The 25,094-nt window shown below is 37.8% G+C and carries 24 protein-coding genes; 9 read left to right on the forward strand and 15 right to left on the reverse strand.

The features are described 5' to 3' along the window. On the forward strand, nt 1-345 hold a 345-nt coding region (locus tag I215_RS04640), incomplete at its 5' end, for a zinc ribbon domain-containing protein (protein ID WP_008990801.1). A 73-nt stretch (nt 346-418) separates the two neighbouring features. Here I215_RS04640 and I215_RS04645 read toward each other — a convergent pair. From I215_RS04645 to I215_RS16285, 5 genes are all read right to left on the reverse strand, one after another. Next, entirely contained in the window at nt 419-2,104 is a 1,686-nt protein-coding gene (locus tag I215_RS04645) for a hypothetical protein (RefSeq protein WP_008990802.1), read from the reverse strand. A gap of 54 nt (nt 2,105-2,158) precedes the next feature. After that, a complete protein-coding gene (locus tag I215_RS04650) occupies nt 2,159-3,919 on the reverse strand; it encodes an aromatic amino acid hydroxylase (protein WP_008990803.1) in 1,761 nt (586 codons plus the stop codon). Nucleotides 3,920-4,217: 298 nt separating this feature from the next. After that, nucleotides 4,218-4,781, reverse strand: coding sequence for a DUF4136 domain-containing protein (locus I215_RS04655; RefSeq protein ID WP_008990804.1), 564 nt, complete (start codon nt 4,779-4,781; stop codon nt 4,218-4,220). Between the two features lie 23 nt (nt 4,782-4,804). Beyond that, entirely contained in the window at nt 4,805-6,793 is a 1,989-nt protein-coding gene (locus I215_RS04660) for a urocanate hydratase (RefSeq protein WP_008990805.1), read from the reverse strand. A 50-nt stretch (nt 6,794-6,843) separates the two neighbouring features. Then, a complete protein-coding gene (locus I215_RS16285; RefSeq protein ID WP_162131554.1) occupies nt 6,844-6,996 on the reverse strand; it encodes a DUF5522 domain-containing protein in 153 nt (50 codons plus the stop codon). A 90-nt stretch (nt 6,997-7,086) separates the two neighbouring features. On the opposite strand from I215_RS16285, the gene I215_RS04665 reads away from it, so the two are divergent. The 5 genes from I215_RS04665 (at nt 7,087) to I215_RS04685 (ending at nt 11,337) form a co-directional block, all read left to right on the forward strand. Continuing rightward, nucleotides 7,087-7,413, forward strand: a complete 327-nt coding sequence (locus I215_RS04665) for a hypothetical protein (protein WP_040459856.1) — start codon at nt 7,087-7,089, stop codon at nt 7,411-7,413. Nucleotides 7,414-7,476: 63 nt separating this feature from the next. Next, the gene (locus I215_RS04670) at nt 7,477-8,370 is read left to right on the forward strand and encodes a 1-aminocyclopropane-1-carboxylate deaminase/D-cysteine desulfhydrase (RefSeq protein ID WP_040459871.1); all 894 of its coding nucleotides are present in this window, start codon (nt 7,477-7,479) and stop codon (nt 8,368-8,370) included. After that, nucleotides 8,370-9,173: a glucosaminidase domain-containing protein gene (locus I215_RS04675; protein WP_008990808.1), complete on the forward strand. Its 804-nt coding sequence runs from the start codon at nt 8,370-8,372 to the stop codon at nt 9,171-9,173. The genes I215_RS04670 and I215_RS04675 overlap by 1 nt, the downstream gene beginning before the upstream one ends. Nucleotides 9,174-9,186: 13 nt before the next feature. Continuing rightward, the gene (gene hemL, locus I215_RS04680; protein ID WP_008990809.1) at nt 9,187-10,470 is read left to right on the forward strand and encodes a glutamate-1-semialdehyde 2,1-aminomutase; all 1,284 of its coding nucleotides are present in this window, start codon (nt 9,187-9,189) and stop codon (nt 10,468-10,470) included. A 525-nt stretch (nt 10,471-10,995) separates the two neighbouring features. Beyond that, a complete protein-coding gene (locus tag I215_RS04685; protein ID WP_008990810.1) occupies nt 10,996-11,337 on the forward strand; it encodes a hypothetical protein in 342 nt (113 codons plus the stop codon). Nucleotides 11,338-11,456: 119 nt separating this feature from the next. On the opposite strand, the gene I215_RS04690 is transcribed toward I215_RS04685, so the two are convergent. After that, on the reverse strand, nt 11,457-12,218 hold the full coding sequence (locus tag I215_RS04690; protein WP_008990811.1) for an ABC transporter ATP-binding protein: 762 nt from the start codon (nt 12,216-12,218) through the stop codon (nt 11,457-11,459). After that, a complete protein-coding gene (locus tag I215_RS04695; protein WP_008990812.1) occupies nt 12,218-12,955 on the reverse strand; it encodes an MlaE family ABC transporter permease in 738 nt (245 codons plus the stop codon). Before I215_RS04695 ends, I215_RS04690 begins: the two co-directional genes overlap by 1 nt. 118 nt (nt 12,956-13,073) lie before the next feature. On the opposite strand from I215_RS04695, the gene pafA reads away from it, so the two are divergent. After that, on the forward strand, nt 13,074-14,720 hold the full coding sequence (gene pafA / locus I215_RS04700) for an alkaline phosphatase PafA (protein WP_008990813.1): 1,647 nt from the start codon (nt 13,074-13,076) through the stop codon (nt 14,718-14,720). Nucleotides 14,721-14,805: 85 nt separating this feature from the next. Here pafA and I215_RS04705 read toward each other — a convergent pair whose 3' ends face one another. From I215_RS04705 to gcvP, 4 genes are all read right to left on the reverse strand, one after another. Then, on the reverse strand, nt 14,806-15,663 hold the full coding sequence (locus I215_RS04705) for a glycosyltransferase family 2 protein (RefSeq protein WP_008990814.1): 858 nt from the start codon (nt 15,661-15,663) through the stop codon (nt 14,806-14,808). A gap of 15 nt (nt 15,664-15,678) precedes the next feature. Then, the gene (locus tag I215_RS04710) at nt 15,679-16,209 is read right to left on the reverse strand and encodes a class I SAM-dependent methyltransferase (protein ID WP_008990815.1); all 531 of its coding nucleotides are present in this window, start codon (nt 16,207-16,209) and stop codon (nt 15,679-15,681) included. Nucleotide 16,210: 1 nt separating this feature from the next. Beyond that, the gene (locus I215_RS04715; protein ID WP_008990816.1) at nt 16,211-17,266 is read right to left on the reverse strand and encodes a 3-oxoacyl-ACP synthase III family protein; all 1,056 of its coding nucleotides are present in this window, start codon (nt 17,264-17,266) and stop codon (nt 16,211-16,213) included. Nucleotides 17,267-17,416: 150 nt separating this feature from the next. Then, the gene (gene gcvP, locus I215_RS04720; RefSeq protein WP_008990817.1) at nt 17,417-20,266 is read right to left on the reverse strand and encodes an aminomethyl-transferring glycine dehydrogenase; all 2,850 of its coding nucleotides are present in this window, start codon (nt 20,264-20,266) and stop codon (nt 17,417-17,419) included. Nucleotides 20,267-20,419: 153 nt separating this feature from the next. Between gcvP and I215_RS04725 the strand changes: the two genes are divergently transcribed. Next, on the forward strand, nt 20,420-21,214 hold the full coding sequence (locus I215_RS04725) for a UbiA prenyltransferase family protein (RefSeq protein ID WP_237738926.1): 795 nt from the start codon (nt 20,420-20,422) through the stop codon (nt 21,212-21,214). On the opposite strand, the gene I215_RS04730 is transcribed toward I215_RS04725, so the two are convergent. Beyond that, on the reverse strand, nt 21,211-21,462 hold the full coding sequence (locus I215_RS04730; RefSeq protein ID WP_008990819.1) for a hypothetical protein: 252 nt from the start codon (nt 21,460-21,462) through the stop codon (nt 21,211-21,213). The genes I215_RS04725 and I215_RS04730 overlap by 4 nt on opposite strands. Beyond that, on the reverse strand, nt 21,455-22,018 hold the full coding sequence (locus tag I215_RS04735; protein ID WP_008990820.1) for a sigma-70 family RNA polymerase sigma factor: 564 nt from the start codon (nt 22,016-22,018) through the stop codon (nt 21,455-21,457). Before I215_RS04735 ends, I215_RS04730 begins: the two co-directional genes overlap by 8 nt. Before the next feature lie 75 nt (nt 22,019-22,093). On the opposite strand from I215_RS04735, the gene I215_RS04740 reads away from it, so the two are divergent. Then, nucleotides 22,094-22,465, forward strand: a complete 372-nt coding sequence (locus tag I215_RS04740) for a rhodanese-like domain-containing protein (RefSeq protein WP_040459861.1) — start codon at nt 22,094-22,096, stop codon at nt 22,463-22,465. 9 nt (nt 22,466-22,474) lie between these two features. Here I215_RS04740 and I215_RS04745 read toward each other — a convergent pair whose 3' ends face one another. Continuing rightward, nucleotides 22,475-23,725 (reverse strand): MFS transporter, encoded by a 1,251-nt coding sequence (locus I215_RS04745; RefSeq protein WP_008990822.1) that lies wholly within the window; start codon nt 23,723-23,725, stop codon nt 22,475-22,477. Nucleotides 23,726-24,076: 351 nt separating this feature from the next. Then, the gene (locus tag I215_RS04750; RefSeq protein ID WP_008990823.1) at nt 24,077-24,790 is read right to left on the reverse strand and encodes a pyridoxine 5'-phosphate synthase; all 714 of its coding nucleotides are present in this window, start codon (nt 24,788-24,790) and stop codon (nt 24,077-24,079) included. Nucleotides 24,791-25,094 lie beyond the last annotated feature (304 nt).

The following is a 25,094-nucleotide window of genomic DNA, read 5'->3' on the forward strand; positions in this document are numbered from 1 at the left end:
AGAAACAAAAAATTTAGAACCAAACTTGGACAATGGTCTTTTGGACAACTTCGCTCCTTTTTGGAGTACAAAGGATTGCTTATGGGCGTCCCTGTAGTAGTTGTTAATCCTCGATACACTAGTCAGATCTGTAATGTATGTAAATATATTGGTAAACGAACTAACAAGCACTTTAAGGGCCAAAACTGTGGAAGCCATATGGATGCTGATGTGAACGCATCTATCAATATAGCTACCCTTGGACGCGCCATAAACCGTGTCGGAAAATCGAATGATATGTGTTGCACTATTGCTCATGTTCATTCAGGTTTAAAACCCAATCCATCGCTATGCGTTGTTGGGTAGTTTATAGTTAAAGCTACCGTTTTAGGGTAAGAATGACAAAATATAACCGCTTGTGTTTTAAAGCATGAACCTGCTATTTATTTTTGCCAATTTGATTGCTGACCCAGCTTAGGAATTGGTTTTTAAAATCAGTTGTGCTCCATTGTTTATCATTGGCAACATCACTGGCTTGTTCTACTACAGCATTGGAAACCGTTTTTTGGTAATTTATACTGATCTTATTATTAGCATGGCTACTCCAATAGGTTTCTCTAAAAGCTATTCCTTTTCCATCTGCAAGCATATTAACAATGCGTACACTGTAATCGTCTGCCCCTATTTTAGCGGTGTAGATGGCTAGTTTATGATCCTTATCTAATAGGATATATGGCGCAAGGGAAGGCCCTGTGAGCGTATCATTTTTAAGATATGTTTTTAGTTGTGGGTCATAAATGTAGGCCGCATGAGTGGCATTTCTGTTAAGGTCATAACCATCCGGGAAACTCAAATCATTATAACCGTCAAAATTGATATCAAAATCCCTAGGATTAAATTCATGCTGAGATAACTGCGCTATGGCAGAAGGTTTTTTAATCGGGGCTAAAGGAGCTTCAAAGACAACACTACTATCGGCTAATCGTATAAGCTCTCTACTAGAGATAGATACTTCAATTGGATTTGGATTGGTGTTAGTCTTTCTGGTATAGCGCACCGAATAACGCCATAATAGCTTTTCATTATTCATCTCAAAGTCCTTACTATAGGTATAGAAGGTACTATCGATTAGATTTGGATAATACTGCGGGTAATTTTCATACCTCTGGAAGGAGTCAATGCTCTTTAGGGTGAATTCAAATTCTTTATTGTACTGGTAATTTTTTATAACAGAATCGATGGTGTAACTAACTAGGTGTTTTGAATCTTTCTGCAAACGTTCAGCTAGCTCGGTTTGTTGAAAACTTTGGTCATCTTTAAAAATACTGCTAATACTCACCTTTTCTTTAGGGTTGTTAATTTGGCCACTTAAGGTCATCTGATCACCAAGTCCTTTAGTGCTATGAACAATTAATTTTTCTAAAACACTATTTTCTAAAACATAATAATAGGTATCTATCTTAAGGTTTTGCCCAATTCGAAGTAATTCTTGATCCGTATATACGAGAGCTCCATAACTAATAGAATCCAATATGGGATTATCAGTGATTCGTTGATCTTTTTTGGAATTAAAATACTTTTGAATGTTATCAATATCAAACTTAAATTCTTTTTTAGGGAGTAGATCATAATAGAAATTACCAGTCTGAAGACTACGTTTTATGCTGACTGGTTCTTTGTCAAAATCGATATCATAGGCTACAAATCTATCGAGGTCTGATTCATAGGTGTATATCTTATAAACCTCGTCTTTTAACTGATCAATTCTAAAGACACTTCCTTGGATGTCAGAAGTGACTGTTTGTTGGTTCTTTAGGATCGCGGTTTGTTTAAATTCCTTTAACTTGTTTTCCTGTTTTGTTTTTCCGTACAAGTTAAGGGCGGTAAAACTGGAGTCAGAAGGTCTTTTAATCACTCCTCTATAATACACGCTGTCTGATCCATTTAGCCCGCTGTTTTTTATTCGTAGTAATTTTGAGACTAGTTCATCATCACTAAGACGTATAGGCTCTTTTTGTTGTAATGCTAATGAATCCGTAGCGCTGTGACTATTGGCCTTTTTATGGTCATTATCACATGCAAGAATACTTAAGGCAATACTGATGATAAATACTATTTTTTTCAAAATGGTGTGTATATAGATTTGGGGATAAATTTAAAAAACTTTTGGAGATTTGACTTAATTGATTACTAATGCTTGCTCAACCAAGGAGATTCCGTCATCGATTAGGTGGCCCACTTCAGGTTGACGCTCTTTGATGCCTTCAAGATGCTGAACAATTTCTTGGGCGAATTGTTTGTCAGCGGAAGTTTTAGCGAGTTCATACAACTCTATCGTTAATAACCACTGATCAGGGAAACTGTTTTGAATTTGTTCAAATACCTTATGTCTGGAGATGGTTTTATTTTTGCCTTCTCTAAAATCACGAACTTGTTGGTACAAGGCCTCTAATTGTTTTTGATAGTCACTTTTAGGTTTTGCAACGGGATTAGGAGAACTTTGATGGGTGATTAAGTCAAAGCCCTTCACATCTGCGACACCATTATAAGCGGAGATGGCTTCTTTACCAATGGCCAATTGATATATTCCTTGGTTAGGAGAAAATAAAATCCGCCCCTTATGTTTAACGGTACAGTTTTCCAGGCTGATAAGAATAATTTTACCCATTAAGTTTCGGGTTCCTGTAATAATTTTACCACTTATATAAATATCCCCTTCAAATTCAAGCTGAACATTATGTCCTTCATAGATATTGTAAGCCTTTAAATCACGTGGACTCATATCTTCTATAGCAAGGTTGATTCCTTTGAGTTTACCAATGGTACTTCCAAAACCTTTTGGGTAGCGATCGGTGCCATGTCCTACGAGTTCCTTATCTCTATAGGCTAGAGCTGTTTTTCCTTTGGTTTGAAAATATATAGCCGACTTGTGATGTTCAATTACCTCAGAGAATACCCCTGAAATTTGAATTCCTGTACTGAGTTCAAGGGTTCCTAATGCATTGGAGGCAATGAGTTTTTTTATACCAGATAAACCACCACGCCTAATTGCCATGGTATTGGCAAATTCTTCTAATACTTGGCTCAGGTGTGCAAAATCTGGTGTGACGTATAATTGGGGTTGAGGTTTTGTGATATCAAAACCTTGTTCAGCCGCCTCTATGCTATAGGGTATCTTTTGAACTTTATCGGTCATACACCATTTACTTTCTCCGATTGAGGAAAGTAGACCTGCTCCATATATTTTGGGATCAGTAATATTACCTATAAGTCCGTATTCTACGGTCCACCAGTGTAAATTTCGAATGCGTGCCATCTCACTGAGCTGAGTAGTTGTTTCTTGCAGTTGATTTACTTTTGCTTCTGCCTCTTCAATTGCTTTAGAATCTGGGTTTTCCGCTTCTTTTAAAATGGACAGCGTGCGAACAGCATGGTATATTTGATGATCCTGCTCATTTGAAATGGCCTTGGCACCAATCTCTCCAAACCTCCTTAAATATTCTGCGTACTCTGGATTGGCTATAATAGGGGCGTGGCCAGCTCCCTCGTGAATAATATCTGGAGCAGGAGTGTATTGTATATGATCAAGTTGTCTTATTTCACTGGCAATAACTAGCACGTTATGTGCCTGGAATTCCATAAAGGCATTTGGGGGTATAAAACCATCGACAGCTACTGCTGCCCATCCTATATCCTTTAGAATACGATTCATACCATACATACTTGGAATATGGTCAATGTCAATTCCTGTTTTCTTTAGACCATCGGTATATGAATGATGAGCTACTTTTTTTAAGTAATCCACATTTTTTCGCATCACATACCTCCAAGTGGCTTGGTTTATGGCAGAGTAATGCTCATAATTTTGTGGTTTGATGTACTGTTTAAGATGCGCTGGTAAGCGATCTATTAAAGGATTGCTTTGATAATTTGAGTCCATTTCCACTTTTTTGTCTTTCTAAAGTTACAAAAGCTTATCATAATCTGCTAAAATTCAATTCAAAAGCTTTTAAAGTCCCATTCTTCGATGGGTGCATAGTGAAATAGAGTATGTCGGTTATGTTATAGTGGTAGTATTTGATAGCCTAGGATGAGAAATCGAACTTGTATAAAATTATTCGTATGTATGATAAGATAGGGTCTTAATGTCTGAGAATTTTAAGTACTATTCCAAGTTAGCAGACAAAAAAACCACGCGAACAAGGCGTGGTTTGTACTTAGATATATTAACTTAACTATTACTCTGAAACCCCGGCTACTTGAGAGGTTGGTTGTACTGGTGGGAACTTCTCTAGAATTTCTTGAACAAATTCTCTTATACGCTGCTCCTTTTTGGCTAGATCACCATTTGTAATTAAAGAGCCTGTTCCTTTACCTTGCCATACGAGTTCCTTTCTATCAGCATCTATTAAATCGATGTATAAAGAACCTTCTGTATCTCTGGAAATTGTATTATAACCCATACCTGCATAGGGATAACCATACCAACCCCATCCCCAACCAACATTGTTGTAAACACTTACGCGATCTACTTCTTTGGTAAAGATACTCACCAAAATATCAGGGTTCTCCGAAAGCTGATACCCTCTAGATTGTAATTCATATTGGATGGATCTCAAAATTCGCTTAATATCTAAATCAGAAATTTCTGCTTTATCTATCCCAGGTTTGTAAAACGCAAAGGTCTTGTATTTATTAAAATCGACTTGTCTATCGTAGTCGGTGGCTACCTGAATGGTACTACAAGCTCCCATTAGGAGTGCAATAACTAGTATTCCAGAAAATAGTTTAATGGCTTTCATCGGTACTTATTTATTTATTGTTTTTATATTATTGTATCCAGTAAATCTTCATCTACGTGGTTTGGAAGATAAACCTTTAAATTGGGTTCTGCTTCCATAGCTCGTTTTATTGCAAATTCAGCCCCTTTATTTCGGGCCCAACTTCTTCTAGCAATGCCGTTGTTTACATCCCAGAATAACATGGATTGTAAGCGATTGCTAGACTCCTTAGTACCATCAAGAACCATGCCGAAGCCTCCATTTATCACCTCCCCCCAGCCAACGCCTCCACCATTGTGAATGCTTACCCAAGTGGCGCCCCTGAAGCTGTCTCCTATCACGTTTTGTATAGCCATATCTGCTGTAAAACGTGAACCATCATAAATGTTTGAGGTTTCTCGATAAGGAGAATCCGTTCCACTGACATCGTGATGATCTCTACCTAAAATTACAAAACCTATTTCATTTTTTGAAATAGCTTTGTTAAAAGCTTCAGCAATTTTTATTCTCCCAAGAGCATCTGCGTATAAAATTCTTGCTTGCGAGCCTACTACCAGCCGGTTTTCCTCTGCTGATTTGATCCAATGAATGTTGTCTTGTAGTTGTTGTTGAATTTCTTCTGGCGCATCTTTTTTAAGGTCTTCTAACACTTTGATGGCCAGATCGTCTGTTTTACGTAAATCTTCTTCCTTTCCACTGGCACATACCCAACGAAATGGACCAAAGCCAAAATCAAAGCACATAGGACCCATAATGTCTTGCACATAACTGGGGTATCGGAAGGTACTTCCATCTTCACTCATAATATCAGCGCCTGCTCTAGAGGCTTCTAGTAGAAAGGCGTTTCCATAATCGAAAAAGTAAGTGCCTTTAGCGGTGTGTTTGTTTATAGCATCAGCGTGTCTACGCAAACTTTGTTGTACCAAAACTTTAAACTGATCACTGTCTTTAGCCATGAGTTCTTGAGCTTTCTCAAAAGTTATCCCTACTGGGTAGTATCCACCTGCCCATGGGTTGTGAAGCGAGGTCTGATCCGATCCTAAATCAATTTTTATTTCTTGAGAATCAAATTTTTCCCATACCTCTACGATATTTCCTTGGTAAGCTATTGAAACCACTTCCTTGTTTTGAATTGCCTTTTTAACTCTATTGGCTAATTCATCTAAATCTTTAATTACAATATCTACCCACCCTTGGGAATGACGTGTTTCTATGGCTTTTGGATTAACCTCAGCGCATACGGTAATACATCCTGCGATGTTTCCAGCCTTTGGTTGAGCGCCGCTCATTCCTCCTAGGCCCGAAGTGACAAAGAGTCCTCCTTTTGGACTACGTCCTAGTTTTCTAAATCCATTTAAAACCGTTATGGTGGTTCCATGTACAATTCCCTGCGGCCCAATATACATATAACTTCCGGCGGTCATTTGACCGTATTGACTAACACCTAGAGCATTGAATTTTTCCCAATGATCCGCACTAGAATAATTTGGAATCATCATACCGTTAGTCACCACCACTCTTGGCGCATTTTTATGTGATGGAAACAGTCCCATAGGATGTCCACTATACATCACCAAGGTCTGCTCATCAGTCATCTCTGCTAAGAATTGCAATGTAAGACGGTATTGTGCCCAGTTTTGAAATACGGCCCCGTTGCCGCCATAGGTGATGAGCTCATCGGGATGTTGGGCTACGTTAGGATCTAAATTATTCATTATCATCAGCATAATAGCTGCTGCTTGTTTACTTTTCGCAGGATACTGATCAATTCCGCGAGCAAAGATCCGATAACTCGGTTTAAAACGATACATATAGATGCGACCAAAGCGCTCGAGTTCTTCCTTTAGCTCAGGGAGTAGTTGGGGGTGTACTTCTTTATCGAAATAACGCAGGGCGTTTTTCAGGGCTAGTTTCTTCTCCTGTGGGTTTAAAATATCTTTGCGCTTGGGGGCGTGATTGACTTTACTGTTATATGGTTTTGGCTCGGGAAGTTGTTTTGGTATGCCTTGAAGTATTTCTTCTTGAAATGTCATCGTTGTTTGATTTAATACATTATTAACTTACTTAGCCCAAGGTGGATCCCTTAATCCTTGTTTTTGTCGTATCCATAGGGGCAGTGTCTACAGCCACTTTTACAACAATACCCTCTTCTTAGGTGGTATTGTTCTGTGAAAACCCTATAACCCTCTGGAGATAGGTAAAAATCTCCCTCTTGGTCTGGAATAATTTTTTTCATAAAAAAGCTGTAAATTAGATTATGCTATCTTTACAAAGATAACTGAAATGGAAAAATACAAATAAGCGGTTACTTAAACCAAATTTTAATTTGATTCTAGTCTTTAAATACATATTGCCAAAACGTTATGATGGTCTTACATTATGGCCACTGATCATTCTTAAAGAAAACAAACTAAAGTTTGATGCTGTATTAATCAACCACGAGCGCATCCATCTTCGGCAGCAACTTGAGCTTTTGATTGTCTTGTTCTACCTTTGGTATTTAATGGAGTGGTTTATAGGTTTACTGCGCTATAGAAATTCTGTGAAAGCGTATAGAAACATTAGTTTTGAAAAGGAAGCATATGCTTATGAATCTGATCTCAATTACCTAGATAAACGTCCCTTTTTCAGTTTTTTAAAGTACCTTTTTTAGGACTTCTGTCATTTTTCTTTGGCTTGGGATTGTTGTATCTTTGCCAACTTAAAAAAGGAGCGTTTGTACAATCAGCATGTCAATTTACCGTTACTGAAAAACAATGCAATTGAGTTGTTTGTAAAAAGGGAAGACCAGATACATCCGTTTGTTTCAGGGAATAAATTTCGTAAACTGAAATATAATCTTTCTGTAGCTAAAACTAAATGCTATGATTCGCTGCTTACCTTTGGTGGCGCGTTTTCAAATCACATTGCTGCTACTGCATATGCTGGGTTTGAGCAAGGCTTTAGTACCATTGGTGTTATCCGAGGGGAAGAACTTCGCCTAAAAGAAAATAATTCAACTTTGGCTTTTGCAAAATCCCATGGAATGGAACTTGATTTTGTGGATAGAGAGAAATACCGTGAGAAGGATTCTGAAAGCTTTATTAAGGAGCTGCGAAAGAAATTTGGAAACTTCTATTTAATCCCAGAAGGAGGAACTAATGATTATGCAGTTCGAGGATGTGAGGAGATTTTACAGGATCAAGATGAGGATTTTGATTACATCTGTGTAGCGGTTGGCACTGGGGGAACGATCAGTGGTTTAATCAATAGTGTTCAAGCTAATCAACAAGTTTTGGGATTTCCAGCCTTAAGAGGAGATTTTTTACAAGCAGAAATCCGTAAGTTTGCTACCGGCAGTAAGTGGAAATTGATTCGTGATTATCATTTTGGGGGCTATGGGAAAATAAATCTTCAACTTGTCGAGTTTATCAATCAATTCAAACGCGACACTGGTATACCTCTTGATCCAGTTTATACAGGAAAAATGATGTATGGAATTTTGGATCTTGTGGAAAAAGGGTATTTTAAAAGTCCCTGTAAAATTTTAGCAATACACACTGGGGGACTACAGGGCATAGAAGGTATGAATCAAGTTTTAAAACGAAAAAAATTACCATTATTAGCATGATGATAAAAAAGATTTTTGTGGTTTTCGTGTTAGTTTTATTAGCCAGTTGCGGTAGTAAAAAGAAGGCTTCTCAGTCCAAAAGATATCCTGAAAAGGAAGTGGTTAAAGAGACAAGTGATCGAACAGGAGATAGAGAACGAGAAACTCAAACTTTGGAGTCAACCTCTAGAACAACGGTCTATACAGAAACTGTAGAAGATTATATCCGTGTCTATAGTCCAATTGCTGTGCGTCAGATGCGTGAATTTGGTGTTCCGGCAAGTATAACGCTCTCCCAAGGAATTTTAGAAAGTGGAGCAGGAAAAGGTGAACTAGTTCGTAAGGCCAACAATCACTTTGGGATTAAATGTCACACAGGATGGCAGGGTGATAGGGCTTATCACGATGATGACGCCAAGGGTGAATGTTTTCGAAAATACGATTATGCTGAATTATCTTTTGCAGACCATTCCAGGTTTTTAACCACCAGAAGTAGGTATGCTTTTTTGTTTGATTTAAAAGCAGACGATTATAAAGGCTGGGCGCGAGGACTTCGAAAGGCGGGCTATGCTACTGATAGACGTTATCCAGAAAAATTGATTTCACTTATTGAGCGCTACCGTCTTTATGAATATGATGACCAAGGCCTGGGTAAAAAATCTCGAAAGCGAACCAATACTTCGGGCAGACAACATGTTGTTTCAAAAGGGGATACGTTATATTCAATTTCTAGGCGACATAATATATCGGTAGATGAATTAAAAAGAAAAAACGACTTGAGAGATAATACCATTCATGTCGGACAAATATTATATTTAAATTAAAAAAAAGAGAACAATGCTTTATAAAAGAAGTAGTGCCCTTTTTGCTGAGGCCAAAAAATATATTCCAGGTGGCGTAAACTCACCAGTTAGAGCTTTTAATTCGGTTGGTGGTGAGCCTATATTTGTAAAACAAGCTAAAGGTGCGTATATCTATGATGAAGATGATCGTACTTATATTGATTATATAGCCTCATGGGGTCCTATGATTCTAGGACATGCTTTCGAGCCTGTTGTCAACAGCGTAATTGAAAAGGCGGCCCTGGGAACTTCTTTTGGAATTCCGACCAAGATAGAGACTGATATTGCCAAATTAGCAATATCCATGGTGCCGAATATTGATAAAATAAGGTTTGTAAACAGTGGGACGGAAGCTTGTATGAGCGCTGTTCGTTTAGCAAGAGGTTTTACCTCAAAGGATAAAATTATAAAATTCGCAGGATGTTACCACGGTCATTCTGATTCCTTTTTAATACAAGCCGGTAGTGGAGCGGTTACCTTCGGTAGCCCAAATAGTCCTGGCGTTACTCAAGGAACAGCGAAGGATACTTTGCTAGCCAATTATAATGATTTGGAAAGTGTCAAGCAACTCATAGATGCTAATGCAGGTGAGATAGCAGCAATAATATTAGAACCTGTAGCTGGGAATATGGGATGTGTTATTCCACAAGAAGGCTTTTTAAAAGGCTTACGGGGGCTATGTGATCAGCATGAAATTCTACTGATTTTCGATGAGGTCATGACAGGCTTTAGGCTAGCTAAGGGTGGTGCTCAGGAATTTTTAGGAATCGACGCTGATATTGTAACTTTTGGAAAAGTGATCGGAGGAGGGCTTCCAGTGGGTGCCTTTGCGGCAAGAGATGAAATTATGAGCTTTCTAGCTCCATTAGGTCCAGTTTATCAAGCTGGTACCCTTAGCGGGAATCCATTAGCGATGGCTGCTGGTTTTGCGATGTTAAATCATTTGTCACAGAATCCGGAAGTATTTCAAAGCCTTACTGATAAAACCGCCTACCTACACAAAGGATTACAACAGGCATTGTCTAAGACCCAAGTACCGAACACTATCAATACCATAGGTTCCATGATATCGGTTCATTTTACAGAGGAGGTTGTTGATTTTAAGACAGCTGCCAATGGTAATAATGAGTATTTTAAGAAGTTTTTCCACGGTATGCTTCGAGAAGGGATTTATCTTCCACCGAGTGCATTTGAAAGCTGGTTCCTTAATGATGCACTAAGTTACCAGGATTTAGATCGCACCATTGAAGCTGCCTCTAAAGTGGTTAATAGCTTTTAAGAGTAGGTCTTTTTATTTGATTCAAAGCGCTAATAAGGTAATTCTATTCCAAAGGGATGTATAACAATTTTGTTTATACTTTTCTTTGGATAGAAACTGTGGTGTTTTGTTCCAACTAATTTAAGTTTAGAAACCCACTGATATTATTTATCATCAAAAGTAAATCCCTCTTTTAGTTTATAAGCGTATAAAAGTTGTGGATACAAAACCAAATTTATTTTTAAATGAAATAAAAATTAAGATTGATAGTAACTAATTAATACTGCCAATCTTAGGTGTTCTATAAAAGCCGAAGTTTTCAAAGTGGGATACCGTAGTTTGACGTCTTTTCTTTTTGGAAAATAAAGATGGATATGCCGTTTTTTCTTCAATTGGTTTAAAATGTGCTTTTTGACAAGGTTTTTTTCCGTTGAACGATTGTGTCATAGGAAAAACACCCTTTTAAAACCAAGCTTTTACCTCTGTTTTCCCCTATAGTGATTCTATAGATTTGTTGTATAACAAACCAACTTAATACTTAGAATCATGACTGCATTAAATTTCAAAATCGAACGGACTAACATTGACACCGAACCAAAAGATATTCTTTGGAATGGAAATAAGATTCCGATTAAAGGAACGATGATTAGTAGTGGAATGTCGTATCGTTTTATGGTTTATTTTGTGGATCGTCAATACTGTAATATTCCCTCTACTTATATGGAACATCAGCGACTTGTAGTGAAATTTGTTCCCGTAGATGAAATCTTTAACTATTATACTGTTGCAGAATGCAGAAATAAAGCAGTCTATGGATATTTCAACGTGGAATGTCCTGAACTGAATTGTATATCAGTAAATCAGCCAGTTCGCGAATTGTGCTACTAATTTACTGCTGAACTAGTACTTTGTTTATTGCTAGCCTCTGGCTAGAGTTTTGAGATGTTATTTGGCGATCCTGTTTAATTTGTTTTAAATAGCAGGGTCGTCAGATATTTTTATGCTTTTTACTTTTTAAGGTAGACCTCTCTAACTTTTTTAAATAAATCAGAAGAGTATACAAAGTCTGTAACTGTTTTGTTGTCTGTCCTGAATATTTCTTCATTAGTGCCTTCCCAGGCCTTTAAACCATCTTTTAGAAATAGGATTTTTTCGCCTATTTCCATTACAGAGTTCATATCGTGTGTATTGATCACTGTTGTGATGTCGTATTCTTTAGTGATTTCCTGGATGAGGTTGTCGATTACAATAGCTGTTTTTGGATCTAGTCCTGAATTGGGTTCATCACAGAATAGATACTTTGGTTGGTTGACAATGGCGCGAGCGATGGCTACCCGCTTTTGCATTCCACCCGATATTTCAGAGGGTAATTTATTGTCTGCATCAACTAAATTCACGCGTTGTAGAACCATCGCAGCGCGATCCTTCATTTCTTCTCTTGTAAGGTTGGTAAACATTCGAAGCGGGAACATGACATTCTCTATAACGGTCATAGAATCAAAAAGAGCACTACCTTGGAATACCATACCCATTTCTTGTCGAAGTTGTGTCTGCTGATCCTCGTCCATCTCAGAATAATCCTGATTGTTGTATATGATCCTGCCTTGATCTGGCTGGAAAAGACCTAATAGGCACTTTAAAAATACCGTTTTTCCCGATCCACTTTGGCCTATGATAAGATTGGTTTTACCCTTGTCAAAACAACTAGAAATCCCATTAAGTACCTGGGTGCTTCCAAATGATTTATGTATGTTTTCAACTTTGATCATTATCCTAAGAGTAATTGGGTGAGTAAATAGTTGGCTATAATAATAGCAACACTAGTCCAGACAAAGGAGGAAGTACTTGCTTTTCCTACCTCTAGAGCGCCACCTTTCATATAATACCCATAAAAGGAAGGTATTGTAGCAAGTAAAAATGCAAAAACTATTGTTTTTAAAAAAGCGTATATGACATGGAAGGTGTTAAAATCAATTTGTAAACCTTGTATGAACTGAGCGCTAGTGCTATATCCGCCAAATACAGCAGCCATCCAGCCTCCTAAAATTCCCATGTACATGGCAATCGCGATAACAAATGGGTAAAGCATAAGAGCAACAATTTTTGGTAATACCAGATAATTTAAGGAGTTAATTCCCATAACTTCTAAGGCGTCAATTTGCTCTGTTACCCGCATTGTTCCGATACTGGAGGTAATATAAGATCCCACCTTACCTGCCATGATAATAGAGGTGAAGGTAGGAGCAAATTCTAAAATCACAGATTGTCTTGTGGTAAATCCAACAAGATATTTTGGGATTAGTGGGTTGTTGATATTCAGGGCTGTCTGAATGGATACAACACCACCTATAAAAAAAGAAATAAATATAATGATGCCCAAAGAGCCGTAAATGAGATCATCGATATCCTTTAAAATAAGATTTTTTAGCATTGGCCATTTGGTAGCTCTACTAAATACTTCTCTTAGCATTATAAAATACCGACCAATATTTTCCAAATATACCATAAAACAAAAATAGGATAGTTAATGCGAATATTATACTATTAAGTAGGCTTTTAATCTGAATTTTAACTTTGCTGCTGTTTTTAAAATAGTAGCTTTGTAATATTCAACATTAAAAAACATGAAAAAATATTTATTGCTCAGCCTGTTTGTCGCTGGGTTTATTGGCGCTAGTGCGCAAAGTAAAGATGAAGTAAAACCTTTTAGTAAACCTAAACTTGTAGTGGGAATCGTAGTGGATCAAATGCGCTATGATTATTTAGTTCGTTTTTGGGATCGTTATAACGACGGTGGCTTTAAACGAATGGTAAACGAAGGCTTTAACTGTAAAAACAATCATTTTAATTACATTCCTACCTATACCGCCGTGGGTCATAGTTCTGTTTACACAGGGACAACTGCAAAGGTCCATGGAATCATCGGGAATAGTTGGTATGATAAAACAGAGGACAGAATGGTCTACTGTACAGAGGATGAAAATGCAAACTCTGTAGGTACAAAATCTGATGCCGGAAAAATGTCTCCATGGAGGCTCGAGTCATCTACTGTGACAGATCAATTAAAATTGGCCACAGTTTCTAAAGGCAAGGTAATTGGTGTGTCTTTAAAAGATAGAGGTTCTATATTACCAGCTGGACATGCTGGCGACGCTGCTTATTGGTTTCACGGTAGTGATGAAGGCGTGTGGATTACCAGTGATTACTATATGAAAGAACTCCCAAAATGGGTGAAGAAATTTAATAAATCAGACCAGGCAGAAAGGTATAAAAAAGTTTGGAACACCCTATATGATATTGGTACCTACACCGCGAGTCTTGCAGATGAAAATCCGTATGAGGGTTCTTTTAAAACACAAAAAACAGCGGCGTTCCCTTATGATCTCCCTGCTTTATGGGAAGAAAATGGAAAGTTTGATTTGATTAAAGGAGTACCTTATGGAAATTCTTTAACTGCTGATTTTGCGATGGCTGCCATAGAAGGTGAGGAGTTAGGACAGGATGAGATTACGGATTTTATTGCTGTTAGTTTTTCCTCTGCAGATTATGTCGGACACCGCTTTGGAGTGAGTGCTGTTGAGACTGAGGACATGTATCTTCGATTGGATCTTGATCTTGGGCGATTATTTGACTTTTTAGATGATAAGGTTGGCCAGGGTGAGTACACTGTGTTTTTAACCTCTGATCATGCTGCTGTAGAAGTTCCTGCTTATTTGGAAGATATGAAAATCTCTGGCGGATATGCAGATAGTAAAGGGTTCCGCACTAATTTAAATGAATTTTTGAAAGAGACTTTTGATAGTGATGATCTGGTAAAGAACATCTCCAACGGGCAAATATTTTTAGATCAACAAGAGATCAAGGAATTAGGAATTAACTCTAGAGAAATAGAGGATGCCATTGTAAATGAAATTAAAAATTACAAACATGTAGCAGAGGCTTATACAGGCTATGCTATGCGGAATCAAGAATTTACTAGAGGGATAGCATCCAAATTACAATTGGGATATAACTTTAACCGCTCTGGTGACGTTCTATTTGTATGGGAGCCTGGTTATCTAGACTCGAGCTCACGAACTGGTACCTCACATGGATCAGGGTATGCCTATGATACACATGCCCCACTTTTATTCTTTGGTAAAGGAATTAAACATGGAGAGACCGTGAAAAGAACTGAGATTCCAGACATCGCCAATACGATCTCTGCGCTTTTAGGAATAACCTTTCCAAGTGGAAGTAATGGAGAGCCTATTAGTGAAGTCCTTCAATAACACTAGAATACTATTAAAAATAACGCATCTCTTGGTTGGCCAGGAGGTGCTTTTTTTTTGCCGATAATGAGCTGGGTTTAAAATATTAGTTTAATCCGATTTTAGATTTTATCTTCCTCCATCGATAGGTGCGAATAAACGTGGCTTCCTGATTACTAACAATCAAAGGGGTTTGAGTATTCTTTGCTTTAAAAAATCCTTGGAGGTTGTCTATGAAAACCCTTGGTTTTTTATTCATAAGTGCCATTTTTAAAGAGGCAATCATTGTTAAACTGAGCCCATAGCCCATGGTATACATGGCTTTTCCTTGTAGTAGGCGTGCCTTTTTATTATAAGATCCTCCAGTGGGTCGAAGGTGTTTTACTTTTAAGGATTCAATACTTTGGACTCGGTATCCATGGTATCTGACTAATAATTCATCTAAGGTATCCCAACCCATGGCGCAGCGCAATCCATTAATAGCACTAAAAGCTTCTTTCCTATAGGCTTTAAAAGCTCCTCTAATGTGATCTTTTCCCATGGGGTGATTGAGTAACCAACGCCCGTTTTGATCTTGTTCATAGGCAAAACCGCCAGTTATGCCAATCTGCGGATCTTCTGTAAATACCGCAGCTATCTTCTCAAAATATGTTTTGGGAAGAATAATGTCAGCATCCAATTTGACGATAAAATCATAATTTTGATCCAAAAGCGCTAGACCCTTATTAAAGGCGTTAACCACTTTGCTTCCTGGCATATGATCCTCAGATGATTGGGTGTTTAATTTGGTGAAAAAGGCATGTTTTTCAATATACTGATCGATAAGTTGTTCTGTAGTATCAGTGGAATGGTCATTCACCACGATCACCTTTACAGGGAGTAAACTTTGATCCACCAGGCTCTGAAGTGTTTTTTCAATAAAACCAGCCTCATTATGTGCTGGAATAACCACGTAATATCTCATAGGCTTCGAATGGAATTATTGATTGTTAACACGCTCAGCATAGATCAAATAATATCGTGGTGTGAAATTTCGCAATAAAGGCCGGAAACCGAGTTTCTTCACTGGGTTTGTAAATTTTTCTGATTTTTTAATTTGCCATCCAGTTTTCTCCAAGAGCCAATCGAATTGCCAATCTTCAAATTCGTGGTAATGCCTATCCCATGGATCGGTTTTACTTCTATAGGCTTCTGAAAACCATAATCGTAGTGGGACAGAGGCTACTAGCTTTTCAGCTTTAATGGCCTTTAATAAATTATAAGGAGCGAGTAAGTGTTCGAATATTTCAAAGGCGGTTACTGCCTCTACCTGTGGGTTTTCTACTGCTTTGAAGTCTAAATCGAGGTCTTCTCCAGTAGTGTTAATCACCTGATACCCTCTTTGTCGCATAAGCTGACTAAAAGGGTTTTCCACTCCTAAATCTAGTATTTTAGAAGGCGATGGAAGTGAATCTTCTAGAAATTCAATGGTTTTTTTATAACGTTTGCTCGGAAAGCTATTTTCGTACATATCAATATTTATAAACCAGCGCATTAATGTTCATTCCTGCGCCTACGCTTGCAAATATAATAACATCTCCTTTATGTAATTCTTGATGAGCCATGTTTCCTTTACGTACCATATCAAAAAGCGTGGGTATGGTTGCTACCGAGCTATTTCCTAAAGTATGAATGTTCATAGGCATGATGTGCTCTGGTACCGAAGAATTGTATTGGCGATAGAATCGCTTCAAAATGGCATTGTCCATTTTTTCATTTGCCTGATGCAAAAATATTTTTTTTACTTCATCTATTGGCACCCCACTTTTATCTAGACATTCTTTCATTGCTTTGGGGACATGAGTAACGGCAAATTCATAGATTTTGCGCCCGAACATTTTTATGTACTTTCTATTTTCTTGTAACTCTTTATTATAGGACTCTCCAAAGAAAAGATAATATGCTTCTTCTGAGGTGTATGTTGCTGAGAGTTGTGAAAGGATGCCTTCTTCTGTGGAAGCAGTAAGAACAGCAGCCCCAGCGCCATCTGCGTAAATCATCGAATCCCTGTCGTGTTTGTCGACGATTCTAGAAAGGGTTTCGGCGCCGATTACAAGGCAGTTTTTAGCCATATTGGCTTTGATAAATGCTGTGGCGTGATTGCAACCTTCGATCCATCCTGGGCACCCGAAGAGTAGATCATAGGCAACACATTTAGGGTTGTTAATACCAAGAGAATGTTTCACTCGAGTGGCAATACTAGGAACAGTATCACCCTGTACACTTCCACTTGCAACATCCCCGAAATTATGAGCTACAATAATGTAGTCTAAAGTTTCTTTGTCGATTTTTGCATCCTCAATAGCTTTCTCAGCGGCTAAAAAAGCAATATCTGAACTATTTTGGTCTTCTCTGACGTAACGTCTTTGTTGGATCCCAGTAATAGACTCAAATTTCTCAATGATTTCTTCAGTCTCACTACCAAAGGTGCTACCATCTATATTGAGAAAATTGTGATTGATAAAATCTTCATTTTTTGTAATCACTGATGGAATGTAAGATCCAGTTCCAATAATCCGTGTATGCATAGAGTCTATATTTTCTTAAAGATAAGTTATGTTTTGGAGAAATTAATACCAATAATGATCTAATTACGATGTCCAACGCCAAATTTGTGAATAAAAAAAATAGCCCTCTGAATATCAGAAGGCTATAAAAGATATAATTTGTATGGAATGTTAAGCTTCCATATAAGCTTCTATCGGAGGACAGGTACACATTAAATTACGATCTCCATATGCCTCATCTACACGACGTACAGTAGGCCAAAATTTGTTTTCTGCCACATAGGGTAGAGGATATGCAGCCTCTGTTCTACTGTATGGGAACTCCCATGTATCAGAGGTGACCATTCTTAATGTATGCGGTGCATTTTTTAATATATTTTCTGCATTGATATCAGTGATTTGATCAATTTCATTTTTAATAGAAATTAATGCTTCACAGAAACGATCTAATTCATCCACACTTTCACTCTCAGTAGGCTCGATCATGATAGTTCCAGCTACTGGGAAGGAAACAGTAGGTGCGTGGAATCCATAATCAATAAGGCGTTTAGCGATATCTGTAACTTCGATTCCTTTAGCTTTAAAGGGTCTACAATCAATGATCATCTCATGAGCTGCTCTTCCTTTTTCACCTGTGTATAATACCTCAAAAGTTCCAGTGAGTTTAGCCTTGATATAATTGGCATTTAAAATAGCTGCATGAGTAGCTGTTTTAAGTCCTTTACGTCCTAACATTTTGATATAACCATAGGAGATTAAACAAACGAGTGAGCTTCCAAAAGGTGCAGATGAGATGGCTTCTATAGCGTTATCTCCACCAGTTGTAATAATTGGATTTGAAGGTAAGAACTCTACCAAATGTGGTGCCACACAAATTGGACCTACACCTGGGCCACCACCACCGTGTGGTATGGCGAATGTTTTGTGTAAATTCAAGTGACATACATCAGCTCCAATAGTTGCCGGGTTGGTAAGGCCTACTTGTGCGTTCATATTTGCGCCATCCATATAGACCTGTCCACCGTTTCGGTGTATGATTTCTGTGATTTCTTTGATAGATGATTCAAATACCCCGTGGGTAGAAGGATAGGTAACCATTAAAGCGGCTAATTCATCCTTGTATTTTTCTGCCTTCTCACCTAAATCTTGAACATCGATGTTCCCTTTTTCATCTGTTTTGGTAACCACGACTTTAAAGCCTGCTAATGCAGCCGATGCTGGATTGGTTCCGTGCGCAGAGGCCGGTATAAGACAAATATTTCTATGCCCTTGTCCGTTGGCTTCATGATATGCTCTAATGACCATGAGTCCGCTAAATTCTCCTTGAGCACCTGAGTTAGGCTGAAGTGAAGTTCCAGCGAATCCAGTGATGACATTGAGCTGATGCTCTAGTTCATTTAATACTTCCAAATATCCTTCCGCTTGGTTTAAAGGAACAAATGGGTGAATGTTACCCCACTCATCCCAGCTAATAGGAAGCATTTCAGAGGCCGCATTTAATTTCATAGTACAGGAGCCAAGAGAAATCATCGAATGGTTAAGCGCTAAGTCTTTTCGTTCTAACTTTTTGATATAACGCATAAGTTCTGTCTCGGAGTGGTAATTGTTAAATACCTCGTTCTCCATAAATGGACTTTGTCTTTGATTTTCTTCTAAAATGGTGGTTTTCTGGGTGATTTCTGATATGTCGTTCGCTGTTTTTCCAGCAGCTTCAGCAAATATCCTAACAATGGCATTTAGATCGTTAAGACTTACTGTTTCATTCAAAGAAATAGCAACCTTATCTTCCTTAGGATATAAAAAGTTGATTTGTTGTGCTTCCGCTAATGGTCTTATTTTTGAAGCATCTGCTTCGATTAAAAGGGTGTCAAAATAAGATGCGTTATTTTGTTGATATCCTAAAGATTTTAATGCATCACTAAGGCTTACAGCGGAATGATGTACCTTGTCTGCAATATATTTTAATCCTTTGGGACCGTGGTAAACAGCATACATTCCAGCCATTACTGCTAGAAGTACCTGAGCGGTACAAATATTTGAGGTTGCTTTGTCTCTTTTAATATGCTGTTCACGAGTTTGTAAAGCCATACGGAGTCCTATACGTCCATCCATATCTCTTGTAACCCCAATGATTCTTCCTGGGATATTTCTTTTATAGGCTTCTTTGGTCGCGAAATAAGCAGCGTGTGGTCCACCATATCCTAATGGAATACCAAAGCGCTGTGTTGTTCCCACTACTACCTCAGCTCCAAATTCACCAGGAGGTGTTAAACTCACCAAACTTAATATGTCTGCAGCAACGGCTACTTTAATTTCGTTTTCGTTGGCTTTAGCTACAAATTCATGGTAGTTGTAGACCGCTCCAAATTTCCCAGGATATTGAAGCAGGGCTCCAAAATAATCACTTGAGAAATCAAAATTTTCGTATGTATCTATTTGCAGTTCGATATCAAGTGGAGCTGCATGCGATTTAAGGATCGAAATGGTCTGTGGTAAAACCTGATCTGAAACAAAGAATTTGTTAGCTCCGTTTTTCTTTTGATCACGGCTTCGAACACTAAAAAGCATAGACATTGCCTCTGCAGCAGCGGTACCTTCATCTAGCAAGGATGCATTTGCAATTTCCATTCCAGTTAGGTCACAGACCATTGTTTGGAAATTTAATAGGGCTTCTAATCGACCCTGGGCGATCTCTGCTTGGTAAGGAGTGTATGCGGTATACCATCCTGGGTTTTCAAGGATATTTCTCTTAATCACCGAAGGAGTAATGGATTCGTGATATCCTAGTCCAATAAATGTTCTGAAAACTTTATTCTTTTTTGCTAGGTTTTTTAAATGACCTAGGTACTCATATTCCGACATTGCCGGAGGTAAGTCTAATTCGTCCTTGAGTCTAATCCCTGCAGGGACAGTTTGTGCTATAAGTTCGTCAATAGTATCAACGCCTATGACGTTAAGCATACTATTTAAATCATCTTCTTGAGGTCCAACATGACGAGTAACGAAAGAATCTGTTTTCATACTAATCGACTAATTATGTTATATTTTGCGCAAAAGTACATATTATATTTCTTTAAAAAAGTACTTTTGAAATGCCTTTAATTAAAGTTTTAAACAACTTGTTAGAAGTTATAAACTTGATGGGACTTATCGAATATGGAATGGTTAAAAAAGATGTTCAACTTTTATCTGGATGCTAATATACATGTGGCCTTGGGCGTGTATGCACTAGTTCAGGTGACCTTGTTGGAGTACGACCTTCCTTATGATGAACCTATATCCTTAGCCTTGTTTTTTGGAACCATAGTAGAATATGGCTTTATCAAATACGCCTCTTTGGCGAAGCATTATCTTTTTGTAAGACAGAAATATCTGAAATTAATACAGTTTTTTAGTTTTTCATGTGCTCTTATTGCCATATATTATGTGAGTCAGTTGAATTTAAGAACGATTTTGGTGACAGCGGCCTTGGTTCTTGTCGCTTTTTTATATGTGGTGCCTTCCATGACAACTAAAAAAAATCTTAGAAGTTTAAAAGGTATTAAGGCCTTTGTGGTTAGTTTAACCTGGTCAGCCTCCACGCTGTTGTTGCCACTTTTAAATAATGATGTGCCGATAACCTCAGATGTACTAATCGATTTGGTGCAGCGCTTTTTGTTTATTCTTGCCCTGATGGTTCCTTTTGAAATAAGAGATCTTAAGTATGATGAACCCAATTTAATAACCATACCTCAAGTTTTTGGTGTTAGTGGTTCGCGCTTATTTGGTATGGTGTTGTTGGTATTTTTTGTTGTATTTGGGTTGTTGAAATCCGATTTAAATACAAATAGTCTGTATGTGGAGTGGGCCGTTGCCTTAATGCTACTTTTAGCCTTGGCCTTTACTAGAGAAAATCAATCTAGATATTTTGCTAGTTTTTTTGTTGAGGGAATCTCGATTCTTTGGTGGTTGGGGTTATTATTGTTTTAGGAGAAACCATCAATTTTTCGCTTCATCTCAACTTTCTTTTCTTTGTCTAGGGTCTTGATTTTTGCTTCTTTGCAAAGTTGAGTTAAATCAGAGTTCTTTTTAGAGTAGGACTTGGTGGCTTTACACCACATGATTCGAAACCTTAGTTTTAATCGTTCGAGAAGAGTCGCTTCTCCATACTGCATCTTGTCACAAATATGTTTTGCCTGCTCACAGGAGACCAAAAGCGTGTTCTTTTTTTTACTCATTTTTATACCAATTATTTTCCAAGCACTCCATTAAGGTGGTTCTTGCTCTATGGATGATTACCCATAGGTTAGACGCTGTGATATTCAATTCTTTACAAATATCTTCCGTCTCCATGCCCTGAATGGTTTTCTTGATAAAGACTTCCGCTTGTTTTTTTGGAAGTTTTGTTAAACAATCTTGAATGGCTAATCCTAGTTCTTTATTTTGTATTGCGTCCTCTGCGTTTAGGTCATAGGTATCAGCTACTTTTTGTTCGAGCCAAGAACCTTCCTGCTCACCATCAAAGTTTAAATCCATCTTGACCTCTGCCTTTCCTTTGTTGGAATTGATTTTTCGGTAGTGGTCGATAATTTTTCTTTTTAAAATGGAAATAAGCCAAGTTCGTTCTGCTGCTTCCCCTTTGAAATTTTCTGCGGATTTTAAGCCGGCCAAAAAAGTATCTTGTACCAAATCTTCAGCGATGATGGTATCATTTACTCTGGAAATTGTGTAATTGAATAGGTAGTCTGCATAGAGATCAACCCATTTAGAAGGATTTAACTTGTGTTTTGGCACGGTTGTGAAAGTTTCCATCAAATGTAAAATAAAAAGTTTAAATACTACCTTTGTAAAGAATTAAATTAGATAACAATGAGAAATCTAGTCTTATTGACATTTTTACTTACAAGTGCTTTGATGAGTGCGCAGTTTAAATCTGCTCCTATTTCTACCTGGGAGGGAAATCAAAGCGAGCATGCTATTTTGATCGATGTAAGAACAGCCGAGGAGTTTGACCAGGGTCATCTTTGTGATGCTTTAAATATCGATTATAAGGCTGAGGATTTTAAAGAACATATTGAAAAACTACCCAAATCAACTCCAGTGTATCTGTATTGTAGAACTGGCAAGCGAAGTGAAAGTGCAGCAACTCTGCTTCAGGAGTTAGGTTTTGAAAATATCACTAACCTTGAAGGTGGGTATGTGGCCTACTCTGAGGACGGTGGGACGCCATGTCTTGAGTAAAGATGTCACTTAAGCTGGTGAATCATCTAGTTCACTTTGATTTCCTAATGGCAGCATTTCTTTGCTTAAAAATGAGCATACTCCAATTAGTATAATTGTTGTTCCTAAGATGATGAAAGTGACGTTAATTCCAATGGTGTCTGCTAGAAAACCTGTACCTAACAACCCTATTAATGAAGGAAGTAAAGAGATACTAAAAAACATAGCGAAAACTCTTCCTAAAAGTAAAGGGTCGATATTCTGTTGTATAATGGTTGTAAAGCACGCATTGTAAAGCGATCCCGCGATACCAGATAGAGTAGTTAACAATACAAAGATCCAAAAAGCCCAAGCTGGTAACAATCCTGATATAGCAAAAGCTAGTCCCATCAGAAGATAGGTGTAATTTATTAATGTAACTTTGTTTGTCTTTAATTTTAATACACCTAGAACACCGCCTCCAATTAGCATGCCTACACCCCAGCTTGCCTCAACTATACTCATGTGGAATGCCTCACCGTTATAATGTTCTAAAGTCATCAGAGGAAACAATACAGCTATAGGCATAATACAAATGGTGGCCAGGACGGAAAACAAAAACAAGAGTGAAATTCCTTTATTTGAGGTGATCGCTTTTAACCCTAATTGCATATCCGCAAAGAGTTGTCTACTTCCAGTGGAGGTTTGCTTTTCTTGTTTAGGGTGTGGTATTTTAACTAGTAATAAGGAGGCTATTGCAAATACTGCTCCTATAATATCAATATACATCACATACGCGATATCCATAAATCCTATAGCCAAGGCTCCAAGTGCTGGTCCTGCTATATTGGAAACCGATTGGATAATTTGATTGATGCCAGCAACTCTCAGTAATTCAGATTTGGGAGCTAGCATTGGAACTGCGGCCTGCATTGCAGGCATGTGGAAAGCTGATCCCGCGGATCTAAATGCTAATAGGGTGTAGATTAGCCACAAGGAAGCGTTCCCGTAATGGAATAATAGTGCTATGATTAAGGTGCAACATGCTATAAAGCCATCGGAGAAAATCATTGTTTTTCTACGGTCCCAACGATCGACGAAAACACCCGAAAATAACCCTATAATGGACTGTGGTAGCAAGGCAGCGATAGCTGCATAGGCTAACACCTCCGCAGATCCAGTCTCAAGGCTTAGCCAGATAATGATCGCAAAGTTTACAAGGGAACTACTGATTAGGGACATGAACTGCCCTGCCCATATGATCCCGAAGTTGCGCTTCCAATTAAGTTTGATGTCCGACATAACTTTTTTAACAATAAGCTATTAAAGATGGATTTGCTTGTAAATGGTTGCTTAAAATTAATAGAAAAATGATTTGTTTGGATGTATCATTTTTTGACTACAATAATAGGTTAACGCGGAGGGTCAAATTGGTAGCATGAAGGTCCAAAGTAAACATGGTAATTTTACAAACGTTATAGTTTTAGAGGTTATATAGTAGGTTCCATTTTTCCTTGGTAATTTCATATTTGTAGGTGCCATAAAATGTATTGACTAAGCAGCTTTTGTGCAGAACAGCTACTTTAAGAACATTTGCTCAAGCTAAATAAGGCGATTTTTCAATGTATCGAAACACCATCATTAGGATATAAATTACTTCAAGCGATGCAGATACATTTGAATGACATTTTCCAATCCGAGATATAAGGATTCTGCGATAAGTGCATGACCTATTGAGACCTCTAATAGGTTAGGGATGTTTTGTTTAAAGAAAGCAGTGTTTTCCAAGTTCAAATCGTGACCTGCGTTTAAACCTAACCCGACTTCTGCTGCTATATTAGCAGCATCAATATAAGGCTTGATGGCAGTTTTATCTCCTTTTTCAAAGGCAGCTGCATAACCTTCTGTATAGAGTTCAATGCGATCAGTCCCTGTTTGTGCTGCTCCTTGAACCATGGTAACATCAGGATCTACAAAAATAGATGTTCGAATGTTGTTTTGTTTAAACTCCTTAATGATTTCAGTTAAATAATCTTTGTGCTTTACGGTGTCCCAACCTGCATTTGATGTAATGGCATCTTCTGCATCTGGAACCAAAGTGACCTGTGCAGGCTTTACTTCCAAAACTAATTTGATAAAACTATCAATAGGGTTTCCTTCGATATTAAATTCTGTGGTTATTACCCCAGGAAGGTCTCTTGTATCTTGATATCGGATATGACGTTCATCTGGTCTTGGGTGGACCGTAATTCCTTGTGCTCCAAAAGACTCAATGTCGCGGGCTACTTTTAAAAGGTCAGGTACATTTCCTCCTCTTGAATTACGAAGGGTTGCTATTTTGTTGATGTTAACGCTTAACTTAGTCATAAGGATATTCTTCTATGTAAAGTACTCTAGTTAAAAGGTGTTTTAGACATTAAAATATGGAATGCGAAGATACTTAAAAATATGATTTGATGTCGTATTTATCATGTGCTTTGAAGGTGACTTCGATTGATAGAGTTGGAATGTGTCGAGCTATATTGCCCTTAATTTGTATTTATGCTTTCAAATATTGAAGTTTTAAGGTTCTAAATTTAGTTACTTGTCTATTTTAGAAGCTGCGATTTATTTGGTGACTCTGGCCTAATAGAATAATTAAATAGCCTGTAATTGCCCTAGAGGCTAATCT

The organism is Galbibacter marinus, assembly GCF_000300875.1.
GTDB lineage: Bacteria > Bacteroidota > Bacteroidia > Flavobacteriales > Flavobacteriaceae > Galbibacter > Galbibacter marinus.